This is a genomic window from Streptomyces sp. NPDC048192, assembly GCF_043202415.1.
GTDB lineage: Bacteria > Actinomycetota > Actinomycetes > Streptomycetales > Streptomycetaceae > Streptomyces.
In genome coordinates, this window is the sequence record NZ_JBIDAL010000015.1 from 175,783 (window position 1) to 189,835 (window position 14,053).

Genomic DNA, 14,053 nt, shown 5'->3' on the forward strand with positions numbered 1-14,053 from the left:
CGGGACCGGACCTTGATCCACGACTTGGGGTTGCACAGCAGATGACTGCGATTTCTCTCGGCATGCCGTCCGTTCCGACCAAGCTCGCCGAGCGCCGGAAGAGCCGGCAGATCCAGGTCGGAAGCGTGGCGGTCGGCGGGGACGCCCCCGTCTCGGTCCAGTCGATGACGACGACCCGTACGTCCGACGTCGGCGCCACCCTCCAGCAGATCGCCGAGCTGACCGCGTCGGGCTGCCAGATCGTCCGCGTGGCCTGCCCCACGCAGGACGACGCGGACGCCCTCGCGACCATCGCCAGGAAGTCGCAGATCCCGGTCATCGCCGACATCCACTTCCAGCCCAAGTACGTCTTCGCCGCCATCGAGGCCGGCTGTGCCGCGGTCCGCGTGAACCCCGGCAACATCAAGCAGTTCGACGACAAGGTCAAGGAGATCGCCAAGGCCGCCAAGGACCACGGCACCCCGATCCGCATCGGCGTCAACGCCGGCTCCCTCGACAGGCGCCTGCTGCAGAAGTACGGCAAGGCGACGCCGGAGGCGCTGGTCGAGTCCGCCCTGTGGGAGGCGTCCCTCTTCGAGGAGCACGACTTCCGGGACATCAAGATCTCCGTCAAGCACAACGACCCGGTCGTGATGATCGAGGCCTACCGCCAGCTCGCCGAGCAGTGCGAGTACCCGCTGCACCTGGGCGTGACGGAGGCCGGTCCCGCCTTCCAGGGCACGATCAAGTCGGCGGTGGCCTTCGGCGCGCTCCTGTCCCAGGGCATCGGCGACACGATCCGCGTCTCCCTGTCCGCCCCGCCCGTCGAGGAGGTCAAGGTCGGCCTCCAGATCCTGCAGTCGCTCGGCCTGCGCCAGCGCGGCCTGGAGATCGTCTCCTGCCCGTCCTGCGGCCGTGCCCAGGTCGACGTCTACAAGCTCGCCGAGGAGGTCACCGCGGGCCTGACCGGCATGGAGGTCCCCCTCCGCGTCGCCGTCATGGGCTGCGTCGTCAACGGCCCCGGCGAGGCCCGCGAGGCCGACCTCGGCGTCGCCTCCGGCAACGGCAAGGGCCAGATCTTCGTCAAGGGCGAGGTCATCAAGACCGTGCCCGAGTCCAAGATCGTCGAGACCCTCATCGAGGAGGCCATGAAGCTGGCCGAGCAGATGCAGGACGAGGGCGTGGAGTCGGGCGAGCCGTCGGTGTCGGTGGCCGGCTGATCATCTCGGCTTTCCTGAGCCCCGTCACCGCCGGGTGGCGGGGCTCACCTGTGCGTCCGCCCTGCCGGACCCGGTGTGACCCCCGGCCGGCGAAGGCCGCGCTCACCCCGTGCCGGCGCCGGCCCGCCGGGGCAGCACAGGCCCGCCCCGCACGTCGTCCCGCTGTGCCGTTCCGACCGGAAGCGTTCCACAATTCATCGGGGTACAGTTCCACGACCAGCAGAACCCCAGGGTGAGGCCCTCGCACGTGTTGACCCAGACGACCTCTCGGGTGCTTGAACCGAGTGACCTTGACGCCGCGCTCGCCGTCCTCGACCGCGAGCCGGTCGCGAACGCCTTCGTCACCTCGCGGGTGCAGGTGGCCGGCCTCGACCCGTGGCGGCTCGGCGGCGAGATGTGGGGCTGGTACGAGGACGGCATGCTCACGTCCCTGTGCTACGCGGGCGCCAACCTGGTCCCCGTCTGTGCCACCCCGCGCGCCGTCCGCGCCTTCGCCGACCGGGCCAGGAGAGCGGGCCGCCGCTGCTCCTCCATCGTCGGCCCCGCCGAACCCACCGCCGCGCTGTGGAGCCTGCTCGAACCCCACTGGGGCCCCGCCCGCGAGGTCCGCGCCCACCAGCCGCTGATGGTCACCGACCGCATGCCCGCCGACATCGCCCCGGACCCCTGCGTGCGCCGCGTCCGCAAGGACGAGATGGAGACGATCATGCCGGCGTGCGTGGCGATGTTCACCGAGGAGGTGGGCGTCTCGCCGCTGGCGGGTGACGGCGGGCTGCTGTACCAGGCGCGCGTCGCCGAACTCGTCGGCTCCGGCCGCTCCTTCGCCCGCCTCGACGAGCACGGCAAGGTCGTGTTCAAGGCGGAGATCGGCGCCGCGACCCACCACGCCTGCCAGATCCAGGGCGTCTGGGTGGCCCCCGAGTACCGGGGGAGGGGCCTCGCCGCCCCGGGCATGGCGGCGGTCCTGCGGTACGCGCTCGCGGACGTGGCGCCGGTCGTCAGCCTCTACGTGAACGACTTCAACACCGCCGCCCGCCGGACGTACAGGCGAGTGGGCTTCCAAGAGGTCGGCGCCTTCATGAGTGTCCTGTTCTGAGGCCCCTGTACGCTCCCCGCATGGACCTCGTGATCGGCCCCCTGGACCTCGCAGCCCACGTCGACGAGGCCCTCGCTGTGCAAGCCGTCGCCTTCGGCCTCGGCCCGGACGAGGTCGCCGTACGCCGCCAGATCGTCCAGCGCCACATGCAGTTCCCGGGCGCGCGGGCCCTCGGCGCGACCGCGGGCGGCCGTCTCGTGGGGTTCGTGTACGGCATGCCCAACTCCCGCACGCACTGGTGGTCCACCGTCGTGGAGCCCTACCTCCGCGCGGCCGGCAACGACCACTGGCTGGACGACTCCTTCGTCATCACGGAGCTGCACGTCCACCCCGCCCACCAGAACCGCGGCATCGGCCGGCGCCTGATCACCACGATCACCGACACGGCCGGCGAACCCCGCTCGATCCTCTCCGCGATCGACACCGACAGCCCCGCCCGCGGCCTGTACTTCTCCCTCGGCTACGTCGACCTCGCCCGCCAGGTGCACTTCCCGAGCGCGCCGAAGCCGTACGCGGTGATGGGCGCCCCCCTTCCCCTGCGCAGGCGATAACCAATTTCCGCCCGCGCGGCCCGCCCGGCTAACCTCCTATGCCAAACCCTTATCCAGCAGGAGTACGAGAACCATGGCCAACGCACAGGTCCAGCGCATGTCCCAGTTGATGGCGAAGACGCTGCGCGACGACCCGGCGGACGCCGAGGTCCTCAGCCACAAGCTCCTGGTCCGAGCCGGCTACGTCCGCCGCACCGCCGCCGGCATCTGGAGCTGGCTGCCCCTCGGCATGAAGGTCCTGGCCAACGTGGAGCGGATCGTCCGCGAGGAGATGGACGCCATCGGCGCCCAGGAGGTCTCCCTCCCCGCCCTGCTGCCGCGCGAGCCCTACGAGGCGACCGGCCGCTGGGACGAGTACGGCCAGGAGCTGTTCCGGCTCAAGGACCGCAAGGGCGGCGACTACCTCCTCGGCCCCACCCACGAGGAGATCTTCACCCTCCTGGTCAAGGACCAGTGCACGTCCTACAAGGACCTGCCGGTGATCCTCTACCAGATCCAGACCAAGTTCCGGGACGAGGCCCGCCCCCGCGCCGGCATCCTGCGCGGCCGTGAGTTCCTGATGAAGGACTCGTACTCCTTCGACCTGGCGGACGAGGGCCTCGCCCAGTCCTACGCCCTGCACCGCCAGGCCTACCAGCGCATCTTCGAGCGCCTCGGCCTGGACTACCGCATCTGCGCGGCCACCGCCGGCGCCATGGGCGGCTCGAAGTCCGAGGAGTTCCTGGCCCCCGCCGAGGCCGGCGAGGACACCTTCGCGGACTGCCCGAACTGCGACTTCGCCGCCAACACGGAGGCGATCAGCTACGCCCTGAAGCCGGTGGACGGCTCCGCCGTGCCCGCGCTGGAGGAGATCCCGACCCCCGACACCCCGACCATCGAGACCCTGGCCGCCTCCCTCGGCGTCCCCGCCTCCGCCACGCTGAAGAACCTGCTGGTGAAGGTGGACGGCGAGATCGTCGCCGTCGGCGTCCCCGGCGACCGCGAGGTGGACCTGGACAAGGTCGAGGCGCACTTCGCGCCGGCGGTCGTCGAGATGGTCACCGAGGCGGACTTCGCGGGCCGCCCCGACCTGGTGCGCGGTTACGTCGGCCCGCAGGGCCTGGGCGAGAAGGTGAAGTACATCGCCGACCCGCGCGTGGCCCCCGGCACCGCCTGGATCACCGGCGCCAACAAGGAGCACACGCACGCGAAGAACGTCGTCGCCGGCCGTGACTTCGAGGTCGACGCCTACGTGGACGTCGTGGTCGTGCAGGAGGGCGACCCCTGCCCCCAGTGCGGCACCGGCCTGAAGCTGGACCGCGCCATCGAGATCGGCCACATCTTCCAGCTGGGCCGCAAGTACACCGACGCCCTCAAGCTGGACGTCCTCGGCCAGAACGGCAAGCCCGTCCGGGTCACCATGGGCTCCTACGGCATCGGCGTCTCCCGCGCGGTCGCGGCCATCGCCGAGCAGAGCGCCGACGAGCACGGCCTGGTGTGGCCCAAGGAGGTCGCCCCGGCCGACGTGCACGTGGTCGCCGCCGGCAAGGCCCTGCAGACCGAGCTGGCCCTCGACGTCGCCGAGAAGCTGGCCGCCGCGGGCGTACGCGTCCTCGTGGACGACCGGGCCGGCGTCTCCCCGGGCGTGAAGTTCACCGACGCCGAGCTGATCGGCGTCCCCCAGATCCTGGTCGCCGGCCGCCGCTCCGGCGAGGGCGTCCTGGAACTGAAGGACCGCAGGACCGGCGAGCGCGAGGAGCTGTCCGTCGAGGACGCCATCGCCCGCCTGACCGCCTGACGAGGGCAGCCGCGCGGCGAAAGGCCCCCTGGGACCGGCAGAGGTCCCAGGGGGCCTTTCGCCGCCTGATCACAGGGCCGCTCGCCCGGTCGGTCACAGCCAGCCCGCGAACTCCAGCAGCAGTTCCCCGTCCTTGGGCCGCCCCACCCGCAGCGCGCGCACGCCCGACTCCACCGCCCGGAACAGGGTCCAGCCGCGCAGGCGGTCCTGGTCCACCTCCAGGGACTCGGCGAGGCGCTTGATGCGGCGGCGGGTCGTCGACGGGCCGGAGGCGGTCGCGATCAGGTCCTCCACGCGGTCACGCACCAGCCGCGCCAGGTCGAACGCGCACTCGCCGACCACCGGGTCCGGCCCCACCGCGAGCCACGGCATCCGCTCCCCGGCGAGCACCTTGCTCTGCCGGAACGTGCCGTGCAGCAACTGGTGCTCGGGCGGGGCGGCGACCAGCTCGTCCCGGGCCGAGAGCGCCGCGTCGACCAGCGGCGCCACCTCGGGCTCGGCCTCGGCGCCGGCCCGCATCGCAGCCGCCTGCCGCCCCGTGCGCTCCACGACCGTCTCGAAGACGTGACCTGCGGGCGGCGCGACCCACAGCCGCCGGAGCGTGCCCGCGGCCTCCAGCAGCGCCTTCGCCTCCGGCAGCGACCGCACCGACACATCGGGGTGCAGCCGCTCCAGCAGCAGCACCCCTTCCTCCGCCCCCTCGTCCGCGCGCTCCTCCAGCAGCTGTACGGCGCCCAGGCCGCCCCAGTGCGCCAGCGCCGCGCGCTCGCTTGCCGGGCGGGCCCGGGGCGGGGCCAGCTTCAGCACGGCAGGGGTGCCGTCCGGGCGCCGCACCAGCACCACCAGACTGCTGCGGCCGCCCGGCACCTGCACCCGCTCCACGGTCAACCCGCGCCCGGCCACGGCCTGTTCGGCGAGCGCGGGCAACCGGGCGAGCCAGTCGTCCCCGTCCGGCGCCGTCTCACCGAGCGCCCGTACCAGGCGCGGCGGCGGTTCGAAAGCCATGCGCGAGTCGTTCCCTTCCGGTCCGGGTCCTGTCCTACGGGCACACCTGGCGGGTCACCCGGTCAGGGTGTCACCGGGCGGAGGCCGACGGGGCGGCACCGGCCGCACCCGTCCCCTCGCCGGCCCGCTCGGCGAGCCCAGGGAAGGCTACGCTCTCCCCGCTCCAGCGCACCGCGCGCACCGCGGCCTCGCGCAGCGCCGCGGCGGCCGAGGCGCGCCGCGCGCCCGTCGCGGCCCGCACCAGGTCCGCGTAGACGCCGGCCACCCGGTCCTCCAGCCGGGCGGCGAGCCGTACGGCGGCGGGCGCGTCCGGCACCGGGAACGGCAGCGCGTACGCGGCGTTCGCGGCGACCGGCTCCCCGCCCAGGTCGCGGACCTCCCGGGTCAGCGCGTCGCGGCGCGCCCGGTGCGCGTCATAGGCCGCCCGCGCCTCGCTCCGCCGCGCCGCGCCGATCCGGCCGCCGACGACGCCGTAGCCGTACACCGCCGCGTGCTCCGCGGCCAGCGCCGCCTGCAGGGCCGTCAGCTCGGCCCGCTTCGCCCCGTCGCTCACTTCGCCCCCTCGGTCAGCAGGTACGCGTGCGTGGCCCCGGCCGCCGCCACCGACGCCAGCAGCCGAGCCAGCTCGCCGGGCACGTCCAGCAGGGCCTTGGCCCGCTGGTCGGCGAGGGTGCGCTCGGCCGCGGCGAGCCCCGCGAGCGCGTCCTTCTCGGCGGCAGGCACCTGCGGAACGGGGGACGGGGAGGCCGAGGACGTCGCCGGCACGGGCGACGCGCCGTCCCGGAACGCCCGGACGTGCGCGGCGACCTCGGCCCGCAGCGGGCCCAGCCGCCCGGCGAGCCCCGGATGCGCGGCGAGGACGGCGTCGTACCGCGCCAGCAGCGCCCGGCTGTCACCCGCCGCACGCGCGCGTGCCCGCTGCGCCGCCGAGGAGGCCGCGCCGCCGCCGGCGTCCGGATCGGCCGTGCAGCCCGCCAGCAGGGCGGCGCCGGCGGCCGAGGCGAGCAGGGATCTTCTGCGCGGCCCGGTGGGGATGCGCGGCGGCGGGGGGTACGGCACTGCAGACGTCCTCGGGGCTCGTACGGAGGGAAAACCTGACGGAAGGCCGCACAGGTGGTCGGCACGTCCGTGATCACGGTACCCGCGCGCCCGTCCCACGCCACTCATCGGCACCGACGGCCCCGCACGGGCAGGCGAAACGTCCCTGCGGGCCCGGCTTTCCCCACTGATCACCCCGGTTGTCCACAGGTGGACGGCGACACTCCCCGCGACCGGATACGCTTTGACCAGACACGCGACCCATCCCACAACAGCACACGCGGCCGAGGAGTCACCCGGATGAGCACCACCCAGAGCGAGAGGCTGCGAGAGCTGCTCGAACCGCTCGTCATCTCCCAGGGACTGGATCTCGAAGAGATCGCCGTGGACTCCGTCGGACGCAAGCGGGTGCTGCGCGTGGTCGTCGACTCCGACGCCGGAGCCGACCTGGACGCCATCGCCGATGTGAGCCGTGCGCTCTCGGCGAAGCTCGACGAGACCAACGCGATGGGCGACGCGGCGTACGACCTGGAGGTCGGAACCCCCGGCGCGGAGCGCCTCCTCACCGAGCACCGGCACTTCGTGCGCGCCACCGACCGGCTCGTGAAGTTCCAGCTGACCGAGGGCGGCGAGCTTCTCGCCCGGATCCTGGAGGTCGACGAGGACGGTCTGCAGGTCGAGGTCCCCGGAGTGAAGGGCCGCAAGGCCACCACCCGCAGACTCGGCTTCCCGGAGATCGCCAGGGCGCGCGTGCAGGTCGAGTTCAACCGCAAGGACAGCAAGAAGGACATGAAGGAAGAGGAGGAGGCGTAGCCGTGGACATCGACATGAGCGCCCTGCGGGGCTTGGTTCGGGAGAAGGAGATCTCCTTCGACCTGCTGGTCGAGGCGATCGAGTCGGCCCTCCTCATCGCCTACCACCGCACCGAGGGAAGCCGCCGACACGCGCGCGTGGAGCTCAACCGGGAGACCGGGCATGTGACCGTGTGGGCGAAGGAGGACCCCGAGGACCTCGAGGAGGGCCAGGAGCCCCGCGAGTTCGACGACACCCCGTCCGGCTTCGGGCGGATCGCCGCCACCACGGCCAAGCAGGTGATCCTGCAGCGGCTGCGCGACGCCGAGGACGACGCGACGCTCGGCGAGTACGCCGGCCGCGAGGGCGACATCGTCACGGGCGTGGTCCAGCAGGGCCGCGACCCGAAGAACGTGCTGGTCGACATCGGCAAGCTGGAGGCCATCCTGCCGGTGCAGGAGCAGGTGCCGGGCGAGACCTACCCGCACGGCATGCGCCTGCGCAGTTACGTCGTCCGGGTGGCCAAGGGCGTCCGCGGCCCCTCCGTGACCCTGTCCCGTACGCACCCCAACCTGGTGAAGAAGCTCTTCGCCCTGGAGGTGCCGGAGATCGCCGACGGCTCGGTGGAGATCGCCGCGATCGCCCGTGAGGCCGGTCACCGCACCAAGATCGCCGTCCGGTCCACCCGCTCGGGCCTGAACGCCAAGGGCGCCTGCATCGGCCCCATGGGCGGCCGGGTGCGCAATGTGATGGGCGAGCTGAACGGCGAGAAGATCGACATCGTCGACTGGTCGGACGACCCGGCCGAGATGGTGGCGAACGCCCTGTCACCCGCTCGGGTGAGCAAGGTGGAGGTCGTCGACATGGCCACGCGGTCCGCCCGGGTGACCGTGCCGGACTACCAGCTGTCGCTGGCCATCGGCAAGGAGGGCCAGAACGCCCGCCTCGCCGCGCGGCTCACCGGCTGGCGGATCGACATCCGGCCCGACACCGAGCCGGCCGCCGCCGAGTGACCGAGTGACGCCCCGTGACCGCGCGGCTCCGGGAATAGATCCCAGCCGCCGGTCGCTAGGTTTACGACAACAGCCGTTCGATCTCTGCCCCGAAGGGGTGAGGTCGGTACGGGGAGGTAGACTTAACTGTGTCTGGCCGGACGCACGCCCGAGCACGCCCTGAGCGCACCTGTGTGGGGTGCCGGGAGCGGGCGGCCAAGAACGATCTCCTGCGGATCGTGAAGATCGAGGACGCCTGCGTCCCCGATCCTCGCGGTACGCTGCCCGGCCGGGGTGCGTACGTACACCCCGCCCTGGTCTGTCTCGACCAGGCGGTACGCCGCCGGGCGTTCCCGCGGGCACTGCGCGTCCCGGGGCCGCTCGACACAAAGGCGTTGCGCCGATACGTCGAGCAGACAAGAGTTGCCGAGCAGGCAACACCGTAAGACGTGCCGTACGGAACCCCGTGCGGCCTGGTACCTCGCGAGTCGAAAGCAGGTCGAGATTGCGATGAGCACTCGATGAGTACGCGATGAGTACGCCCATGAACTAGCGACGGTCCGGCTTCAACCCGGACCTCAAAGGAGCGAAGTGGCTAAGGTCCGGGTCTACGAACTCGCCAAGGAGTTCGGTGTCGAGAGCAAGGTCGTCATGGCCAAGCTCCAGGAACTCGGTGAATTCGTCCGTTCGGCGTCTTCGACCATCGAAGCGCCGGTTGTACGCAAGCTGACCGACGCCTTCCAGGGTGGTGGCAACGGCAAGTCCGCCGGCAAGCCCGCCCCCCGCAAGGCTTCCCCCAAGCCCGCCCCCGCGCCCTCTCCGGCGCAGGCGGCACGTCCTGCTGCCCCGGCCCCGCGGCCGGCAGCTCCCAAGCCTCCGGCGGCGCCGGCTGCCGAGCAGCCCGCCACGCCGTCGGCTCCCTCGGCGCCGGCCCCGGGCCCGCGTCCGGTGCCGGGTCCCAAGCCCGCGCCGCGTCCGGCTCCGGCCGCCCCCGAGTTCACGGCTCCGCCCGCCCAGACCCCGCAGGCCCCGGCCGCGCAGGGTCCGCGCCCCGGCGCCCGTCCCGGCGCGCCGAAGCCCGGTGGCGCCCGTCCGGGTGGCCCCGGCCAGGGTCAGGCCCGTCCGGGCCAGGGTGGCCAGCGTCCCGGCGGTCAGGCCCCGCGTCCGGGCGCCCGTCCGGCCGGTCCGCGTCCGGGCAACAACCCCTTCACCTCCGGTGGCTCCACCGGCATGGCCCGCCCGCAGGCCCCGCGCCCGCAGGGCGGTCCGCGTCCCGGTCCCGGCGGCGCTCCCCGTCCCCAGGCGCCCGGCGCCCAGGGCGGCGGTCCGCGTCCGCAGGCTCCCGGCGGTCCCCGTCCGTCCCCGGCCGGCATGCCCCGGCCGCAGGGCGGTCCGCGTCCCGGCCCGGCCGGTCCGCGTCCGAACCCGGGCATGATGCCGCAGCGTCCCGCTGCCGGCCCGCGTCCCGGCGGCGGTGGCCCCGGCGGCCGCGGTCCCGGTGCTCGTCCCGGTGGCGGCGGCGGTCGTCCCGGTGGCGGCTTCGCCGGTCGTCCCGGTGGCGGTGGCGGCGGCGGCTTCGCCGGCCGTCCCGGTGGCGGCGGCGGTGGCGGCGGCTTCGCCGGCCGTCCGGGTGGTCCCGGTGGTGGCGGCGGCGGCCGTCCCGGCTTCGGTGGCCGTCCCGGCGGCCCCGGTGGCCGCGGTGGCACGCAGGGCGCCTTCGGCCGTCCCGGTGGTCCCGCGCGTCGTGGCCGCAAGTCGAAGCGGCAGCGTCGCCAGGAGTACGAGGCCATGCAGGCCCCGAGCGTCGGCGGCGTGATGCTGCCGCGCGGCAACGGCGAGACCATCCGTCTCTCCCGCGGCGCGTCGCTCACCGACTTCGCGGAGAAGATCAACGCAAACCCGGCGTCCCTCGTCGCGGTCATGATGAACCTCGGCGAGATGGTCACGGCCACGCAGTCCGTCTCCGACGAGACCCTGCAGCTCCTCGCCGACGAGATGAACTACGCGGTTCAGATCGTCAGCCCGGAGGAGGAGGACCGCGAGCTGCTCGAGTCCTTCGACATCGAGTTCGGCGAGGACGAGGGGTCCGAGGAGGACCTGGTCGTCCGTCCGCCGGTGGTGACCGTCATGGGTCACGTCGACCACGGAAAGACCCGACTGCTCGACGCGATCCGCAAGACGAACGTCATCGCGGGCGAGGCCGGCGGCATCACCCAGCACATCGGTGCCTACCAGGTCGCGACCCAGGTCAACGACGAAGAGCGCAAGATCACCTTCATCGACACCCCGGGTCACGAGGCGTTCACCGCCATGCGTGCCCGCGGTGCGAAGTCGACCGACATCGCGATCCTGGTCGTCGCGGCCAACGACGGCGTCATGCCGCAGACGGTCGAGGCGCTCAACCACGCCAAGGCGGCCGACGTGCCGATCGTGGTCGCGGTGAACAAGATCGACGTCGAGGGCGCCGACCCGACCAAGGTGCGCGGTCAGCTGACCGAGTACGGCCTGGTGGCCGAGGAGTACGGCGGCGACACCATGTTCGTCGACATCTCCGCCAAGCAGGGTCTGCACATCGACTCGCTGCTGGAGGCCGTGATCCTCACGGCCGACGCCTCGCTCGACCTGCGGGCCAACCCGAACCAGGACGCGCAGGGCATCTCGATCGAGTCCCGCCTCGACCGCGGCCGTGGTGCCGTGGCGACGGTCCTCGTCCAGCGAGGCACGCTGCGGGTCGGCGACACGATGGTCGTGGGCGACGCCTACGGTCGCGTGCGCGCCATGCTCGACGACAACGGCAACAACGTCGCCGAGGCCGGCCCGTCGACGCCGGTCCAGGTCCTGGGCCTGACCAACGTCCCGGGTGCGGGTGACAACTTCCTGGTGGTCGACGAGGACCGTACGGCCCGTCAGATCGCCGAGAAGCGCGCCGCCCGCGAGCGCAACGCGGCCTTCGCCAAGCGCACGCGCCGCGTGTCCCTGGAGGACCTGGACAAGGTGCTCAAGGCCGGCGAGGTCCAGCAGCTGAACCTGATCATCAAGGGTGACGCTTCCGGTTCCGTCGAGGCTCTCGAGTCCTCCCTGCTCCAGCTGGACGTCGGCGAAGAGGTCGACATCCGCGTGCTGCACCGCGGCGTCGGTGCGGTCACGGAGTCCGACATCGACCTGGCGATGGGCTCCGACGCCATCGTGATCGGCTTCAACGTCCGCGCGGCCGGCCGCGCGGCGCAGATGGCCGAGCGCGAGGGTGTGGACGTCCGGTACTACTCGGTCATCTACCAGGCGATCGAGGAGATCGAGGCGGCCCTCAAGGGCATGCTCAAGCCGGAGTTCGAAGAGGTCGAGCTGGGTACGGCGGAGATCCGCGAGGTCTTCAAGTCGTCCAAGCTGGGCAACATCGCCGGTGTCCTCATCCGCTCCGGCGAGGTGCGCCGCAACACCAAGGCCCGCCTCATCCGCGACGGCAAGGTGGTCGCGGAGAACCTCACCATCGAGGGCCTGCGTCGCTTCAAGGACGACGTCACCGAGATCCGCGAAGGCTACGAGGGCGGTATCAACCTCGGCAACTTCAACGACATCAAGGTCGACGACGTCATCGCTACGTACGAGATGCGGGAGAAGCCGCGGGCGTAACGGCCGACGGTGCCTGAAGCTGGCCGGCGGGATCTCGGTCCCGCCGGCCAGCTTGCCGTTCCCGGGGGCGGACGGCGCCGGAGAAACCCGGTCGAGCCGCCGACAGGCACGCGGTACGGTGGCTCCAGACCATCGATCCCGTACCGGCGGGTTAACCCGGCACACACCATGTACGTGGGGACTCTGTCCTTCGATCTCCTCCTCGGCGACGTCCACTCGCTGAAGGAGAAGCGCTCCGTCGTCCGCCCCATCGTCGCCGAACTCCAGCGCAAGTACGCGGTGAGCGCGGCAGAGGTGGACCACATGGACCTCCACCGGCGAGCGGTCATCGGTCTCGCCATGGTCTCCGGCGACGCGGCGCACCTCACCGACGTGCTGGACCGGTGCGAACGGCTGGTCGCCGGCCGCCCCGAGGTCGAGCTGCTGTCCGTACGACGGCGCTTCCACGGCGAAGACGACTGACACGACGACGCCGAGCAGACCACAGCAACGCAAGAAGAAACAAAGGAACGGGAGACGGACCAGTGGCCGACAACGCGCGGGCGAAAAGGCTGGCGGACCTCATCCGGGAGGTGGTGGCCCAGAAGCTGCAGCGCGGGATCAAGGACCCGCGGCTCGGCTCGCACGTCACCATCACGGACACCCGGGTCACGGGTGACCTGCGGGAGGCGACCGTCTTCTACACGGTCTACGGCGACGACGAGGAGCGCAAGGCCGCCGCGGCCGGACTGGAGAGCGCCAAGGGCATCCTGCGCTCCGAGGTCGGCCGCGCCGCCGGGGTGAAGTTCACGCCCACCCTGACCTTCGTCGCGGACGCCCTGCCGGACACCGCCCGGACCATCGAGGACCTCCTCGACAAGGCCCGGCAGTCCGACGCGAAGGTCCGCGAGGCGGCCACCGGCGCCACGTACGCCGCCGGCGCGGACCCCTACCGCAAGCCGGCCGAGGACGAGACCGACACGGACGGCGACGCCGCGGAATGACCCAGAAGCACACCACGCCCGACGGCCTCGTCATCGTCGACAAGCCGTCGGGCTTCACTTCGCACGACGTGGTCGCCAAGATGCGCGGGATCGCCAGGACCCGCCGCGTCGGCCACGCCGGCACCCTCGACCCGATGGCGACCGGCGTGCTGGTCCTCGGCGTCGAGCGCGCCACCAAGCTCCTCGGGCACCTCGCCCTCACCGAGAAGGAGTACCTGGGCACCATCCGCCTGGGCCAGAACACGGTCACCGACGACGCCGAGGGCGAGATCACCTCGTCCACCGACGCCTCCAAGGTGACCCGGGACGCCATCGACGCCGGGATCGCCAAGCTGACCGGCGACATCATGCAGGTGCCGTCCAAGGTCAGCGCCATCAAGATCAACGGCGTGCGGTCGTACAAGCGGGCCCGCGAGGGCGAGGAGTTCGACATCCCGGCCCGGCCGGTGACGGTCTCCTCCTTCGCGGTGTACGACGTCCGGGACGCCGTCGCCGACGACGGCACCCCGGTGCTCGACCTGGTCGTCTCCGTCGTCTGCTCCTCCGGCACATACATCCGCGCCCTCGCCCGTGACCTGGGCGCCGGCCTCGGCGTCGGCGGCCATCTCACCGCACTGCGCCGGACGCGCGTCGGGCCGTACCGGATCGACACGGCGAAGACGCTGGACCAGCTGCAGCAGGAGCTGACCGTGATGCCGATCGCGGACGCCGCCGCGGCCGCGTTCCCGCGCTGGCAGGTCGACGCCCGGCGCGCCCGGCTGCTGCTGAACGGCGTCCGGCTGGAGATGCCCGACGAGTACGCGGGCGCCGGTCCTGTCGCCGTCTTCGACCCCGAGGGCCGCTTCCTCGCGCTCGTCGAACAGCACAAGGGCAAGGCCAAGAGCGTGGCCGTCTTCGGCTGAGCTCCCGCGCGAAGGCGCGTGTCCGTGGAGCGGCGGCCGGCCACGGGGTGTGCCCCTGCCGCCGCTCCACGGTCCCCCCTCGGTTCCC

At 72.4% G+C, this 14,053-nt stretch carries 14 protein-coding genes; 11 read left to right on the plus strand and 3 right to left on the minus strand.

The window, feature by feature from the left end; all coding sequences use genetic code 11:
• Window positions 1-41: 41 nt before the first annotated feature.
• From ispG to ACGFZN_RS29965, 4 genes are all read left to right on the plus strand, one after another.
• Window positions 42-1,199 carry a flavodoxin-dependent (E)-4-hydroxy-3-methylbut-2-enyl-diphosphate synthase gene (gene ispG / locus ACGFZN_RS29950; RefSeq protein WP_393861578.1) on the plus strand — a complete coding sequence of 386 codons (1,158 nt, stop codon included), beginning with the start codon at window positions 42-44 and terminating at the stop codon, window positions 1,197-1,199.
• A 247-nt stretch (window positions 1,200-1,446) separates the two neighbouring features.
• Complete coding sequence (locus ACGFZN_RS29955; RefSeq protein ID WP_393861579.1) at window positions 1,447-2,295, plus strand: GNAT family N-acetyltransferase; 849 nt, start codon at window positions 1,447-1,449, stop codon at window positions 2,293-2,295.
• A gap of 20 nt (window positions 2,296-2,315) precedes the next feature.
• Window positions 2,316-2,846: a GNAT family N-acetyltransferase gene (locus ACGFZN_RS29960; protein ID WP_393861580.1), complete on the plus strand. Its 531-nt coding sequence runs from the start codon at window positions 2,316-2,318 to the stop codon at window positions 2,844-2,846.
• A gap of 73 nt (window positions 2,847-2,919) precedes the next feature.
• On the plus strand, window positions 2,920-4,623 hold the full coding sequence (locus ACGFZN_RS29965) for a proline--tRNA ligase (RefSeq protein ID WP_393861581.1): 1,704 nt from the start codon (window positions 2,920-2,922) through the stop codon (window positions 4,621-4,623).
• A gap of 93 nt (window positions 4,624-4,716) precedes the next feature.
• On the opposite strand, the gene ACGFZN_RS29970 is transcribed toward ACGFZN_RS29965, so the two are convergent.
• From ACGFZN_RS29970 to ACGFZN_RS29980, 3 genes are all read right to left on the minus strand, one after another.
• On the minus strand, window positions 4,717-5,628 hold the full coding sequence (locus ACGFZN_RS29970; protein ID WP_393861582.1) for an aminoglycoside phosphotransferase family protein: 912 nt from the start codon (window positions 5,626-5,628) through the stop codon (window positions 4,717-4,719).
• Between the two features lie 70 nt (window positions 5,629-5,698).
• A complete protein-coding gene (locus ACGFZN_RS29975) occupies window positions 5,699-6,181 on the minus strand; it encodes a ferritin-like domain-containing protein (RefSeq protein WP_393861583.1) in 483 nt (160 codons plus the stop codon).
• A complete protein-coding gene (locus tag ACGFZN_RS29980; protein WP_393861584.1) occupies window positions 6,178-6,687 on the minus strand; it encodes a hypothetical protein in 510 nt (169 codons plus the stop codon). Before ACGFZN_RS29980 ends, ACGFZN_RS29975 begins: the two co-directional genes overlap by 4 nt.
• 279 nt (window positions 6,688-6,966) lie before the next feature.
• Between ACGFZN_RS29980 and rimP the strand changes: the two genes are divergently transcribed.
• The 7 genes from rimP to truB all read left to right on the plus strand — a co-directional run bounded on the left by rimP (window position 6,967) and on the right by truB (window position 13,965).
• A complete protein-coding gene (gene rimP, locus ACGFZN_RS29985; protein WP_393861585.1) occupies window positions 6,967-7,479 on the plus strand; it encodes a ribosome maturation factor RimP in 513 nt (170 codons plus the stop codon).
• 2 nt (window positions 7,480-7,481) lie between these two features.
• Window positions 7,482-8,471, plus strand: a complete 990-nt coding sequence (gene nusA / locus ACGFZN_RS29990; protein ID WP_393861586.1) for a transcription termination factor NusA — start codon at window positions 7,482-7,484, stop codon at window positions 8,469-8,471.
• Window positions 8,472-8,599: 128 nt separating this feature from the next.
• Window positions 8,600-8,896, plus strand: coding sequence for a YlxR family protein (locus ACGFZN_RS29995; protein ID WP_393861587.1), 297 nt, complete (start codon window positions 8,600-8,602; stop codon window positions 8,894-8,896).
• 145 nt (window positions 8,897-9,041) lie between these two features.
• Window positions 9,042-12,080 carry a translation initiation factor IF-2 gene (gene infB / locus ACGFZN_RS30000; protein ID WP_393861588.1) on the plus strand — a complete coding sequence of 1,013 codons (3,039 nt, stop codon included), beginning with the start codon at window positions 9,042-9,044 and terminating at the stop codon, window positions 12,078-12,080.
• A gap of 168 nt (window positions 12,081-12,248) precedes the next feature.
• A complete protein-coding gene (locus ACGFZN_RS30005) occupies window positions 12,249-12,542 on the plus strand; it encodes a DUF503 domain-containing protein (protein WP_030216812.1) in 294 nt (97 codons plus the stop codon).
• A gap of 62 nt (window positions 12,543-12,604) precedes the next feature.
• Complete coding sequence (rbfA, locus tag ACGFZN_RS30010) at window positions 12,605-13,063, plus strand: 30S ribosome-binding factor RbfA (RefSeq protein ID WP_360152816.1); 459 nt, start codon at window positions 12,605-12,607, stop codon at window positions 13,061-13,063.
• Window positions 13,060-13,965: a tRNA pseudouridine(55) synthase TruB gene (gene truB / locus ACGFZN_RS30015; protein WP_393861589.1), complete on the plus strand. Its 906-nt coding sequence runs from the start codon at window positions 13,060-13,062 to the stop codon at window positions 13,963-13,965. Before rbfA ends, truB begins: the two co-directional genes overlap by 4 nt.
• Window positions 13,966-14,053 lie beyond the last annotated feature (88 nt).

Bases quoted from the DNA above. Each gene is read 5' to 3' on its own strand.
- ispG (WP_393861578.1), top strand. From the start codon at position 42: ATGACTGCGATTTCTCTCGGCATGCCGTCCGTTCCGACCAAGCTCGCC.
- ACGFZN_RS29960 (WP_393861580.1), top strand. From the start codon at position 2,316: ATGGACCTCGTGATCGGCCCCCTGGACCTCGCAGCCCACGTCGACGAG.
- ACGFZN_RS29965 (WP_393861581.1), top strand. From the start codon at position 2,920: ATGGCCAACGCACAGGTCCAGCGCATGTCCCAGTTGATGGCGAAGACG.
- ACGFZN_RS29970 (WP_393861582.1), bottom strand. From the start codon at position 5,628: ATGGCTTTCGAACCGCCGCCGCGCCTGGTACGGGCGCTCGGTGAGACG.
- rimP (WP_393861585.1), top strand. From the start codon at position 6,967: ATGAGCACCACCCAGAGCGAGAGGCTGCGAGAGCTGCTCGAACCGCTC.
- ACGFZN_RS30005 (WP_030216812.1), top strand. From the start codon at position 12,249: ATGTACGTGGGGACTCTGTCCTTCGATCTCCTCCTCGGCGACGTCCAC.
- truB (WP_393861589.1), top strand. From the start codon at position 13,060: ATGACCCAGAAGCACACCACGCCCGACGGCCTCGTCATCGTCGACAAG.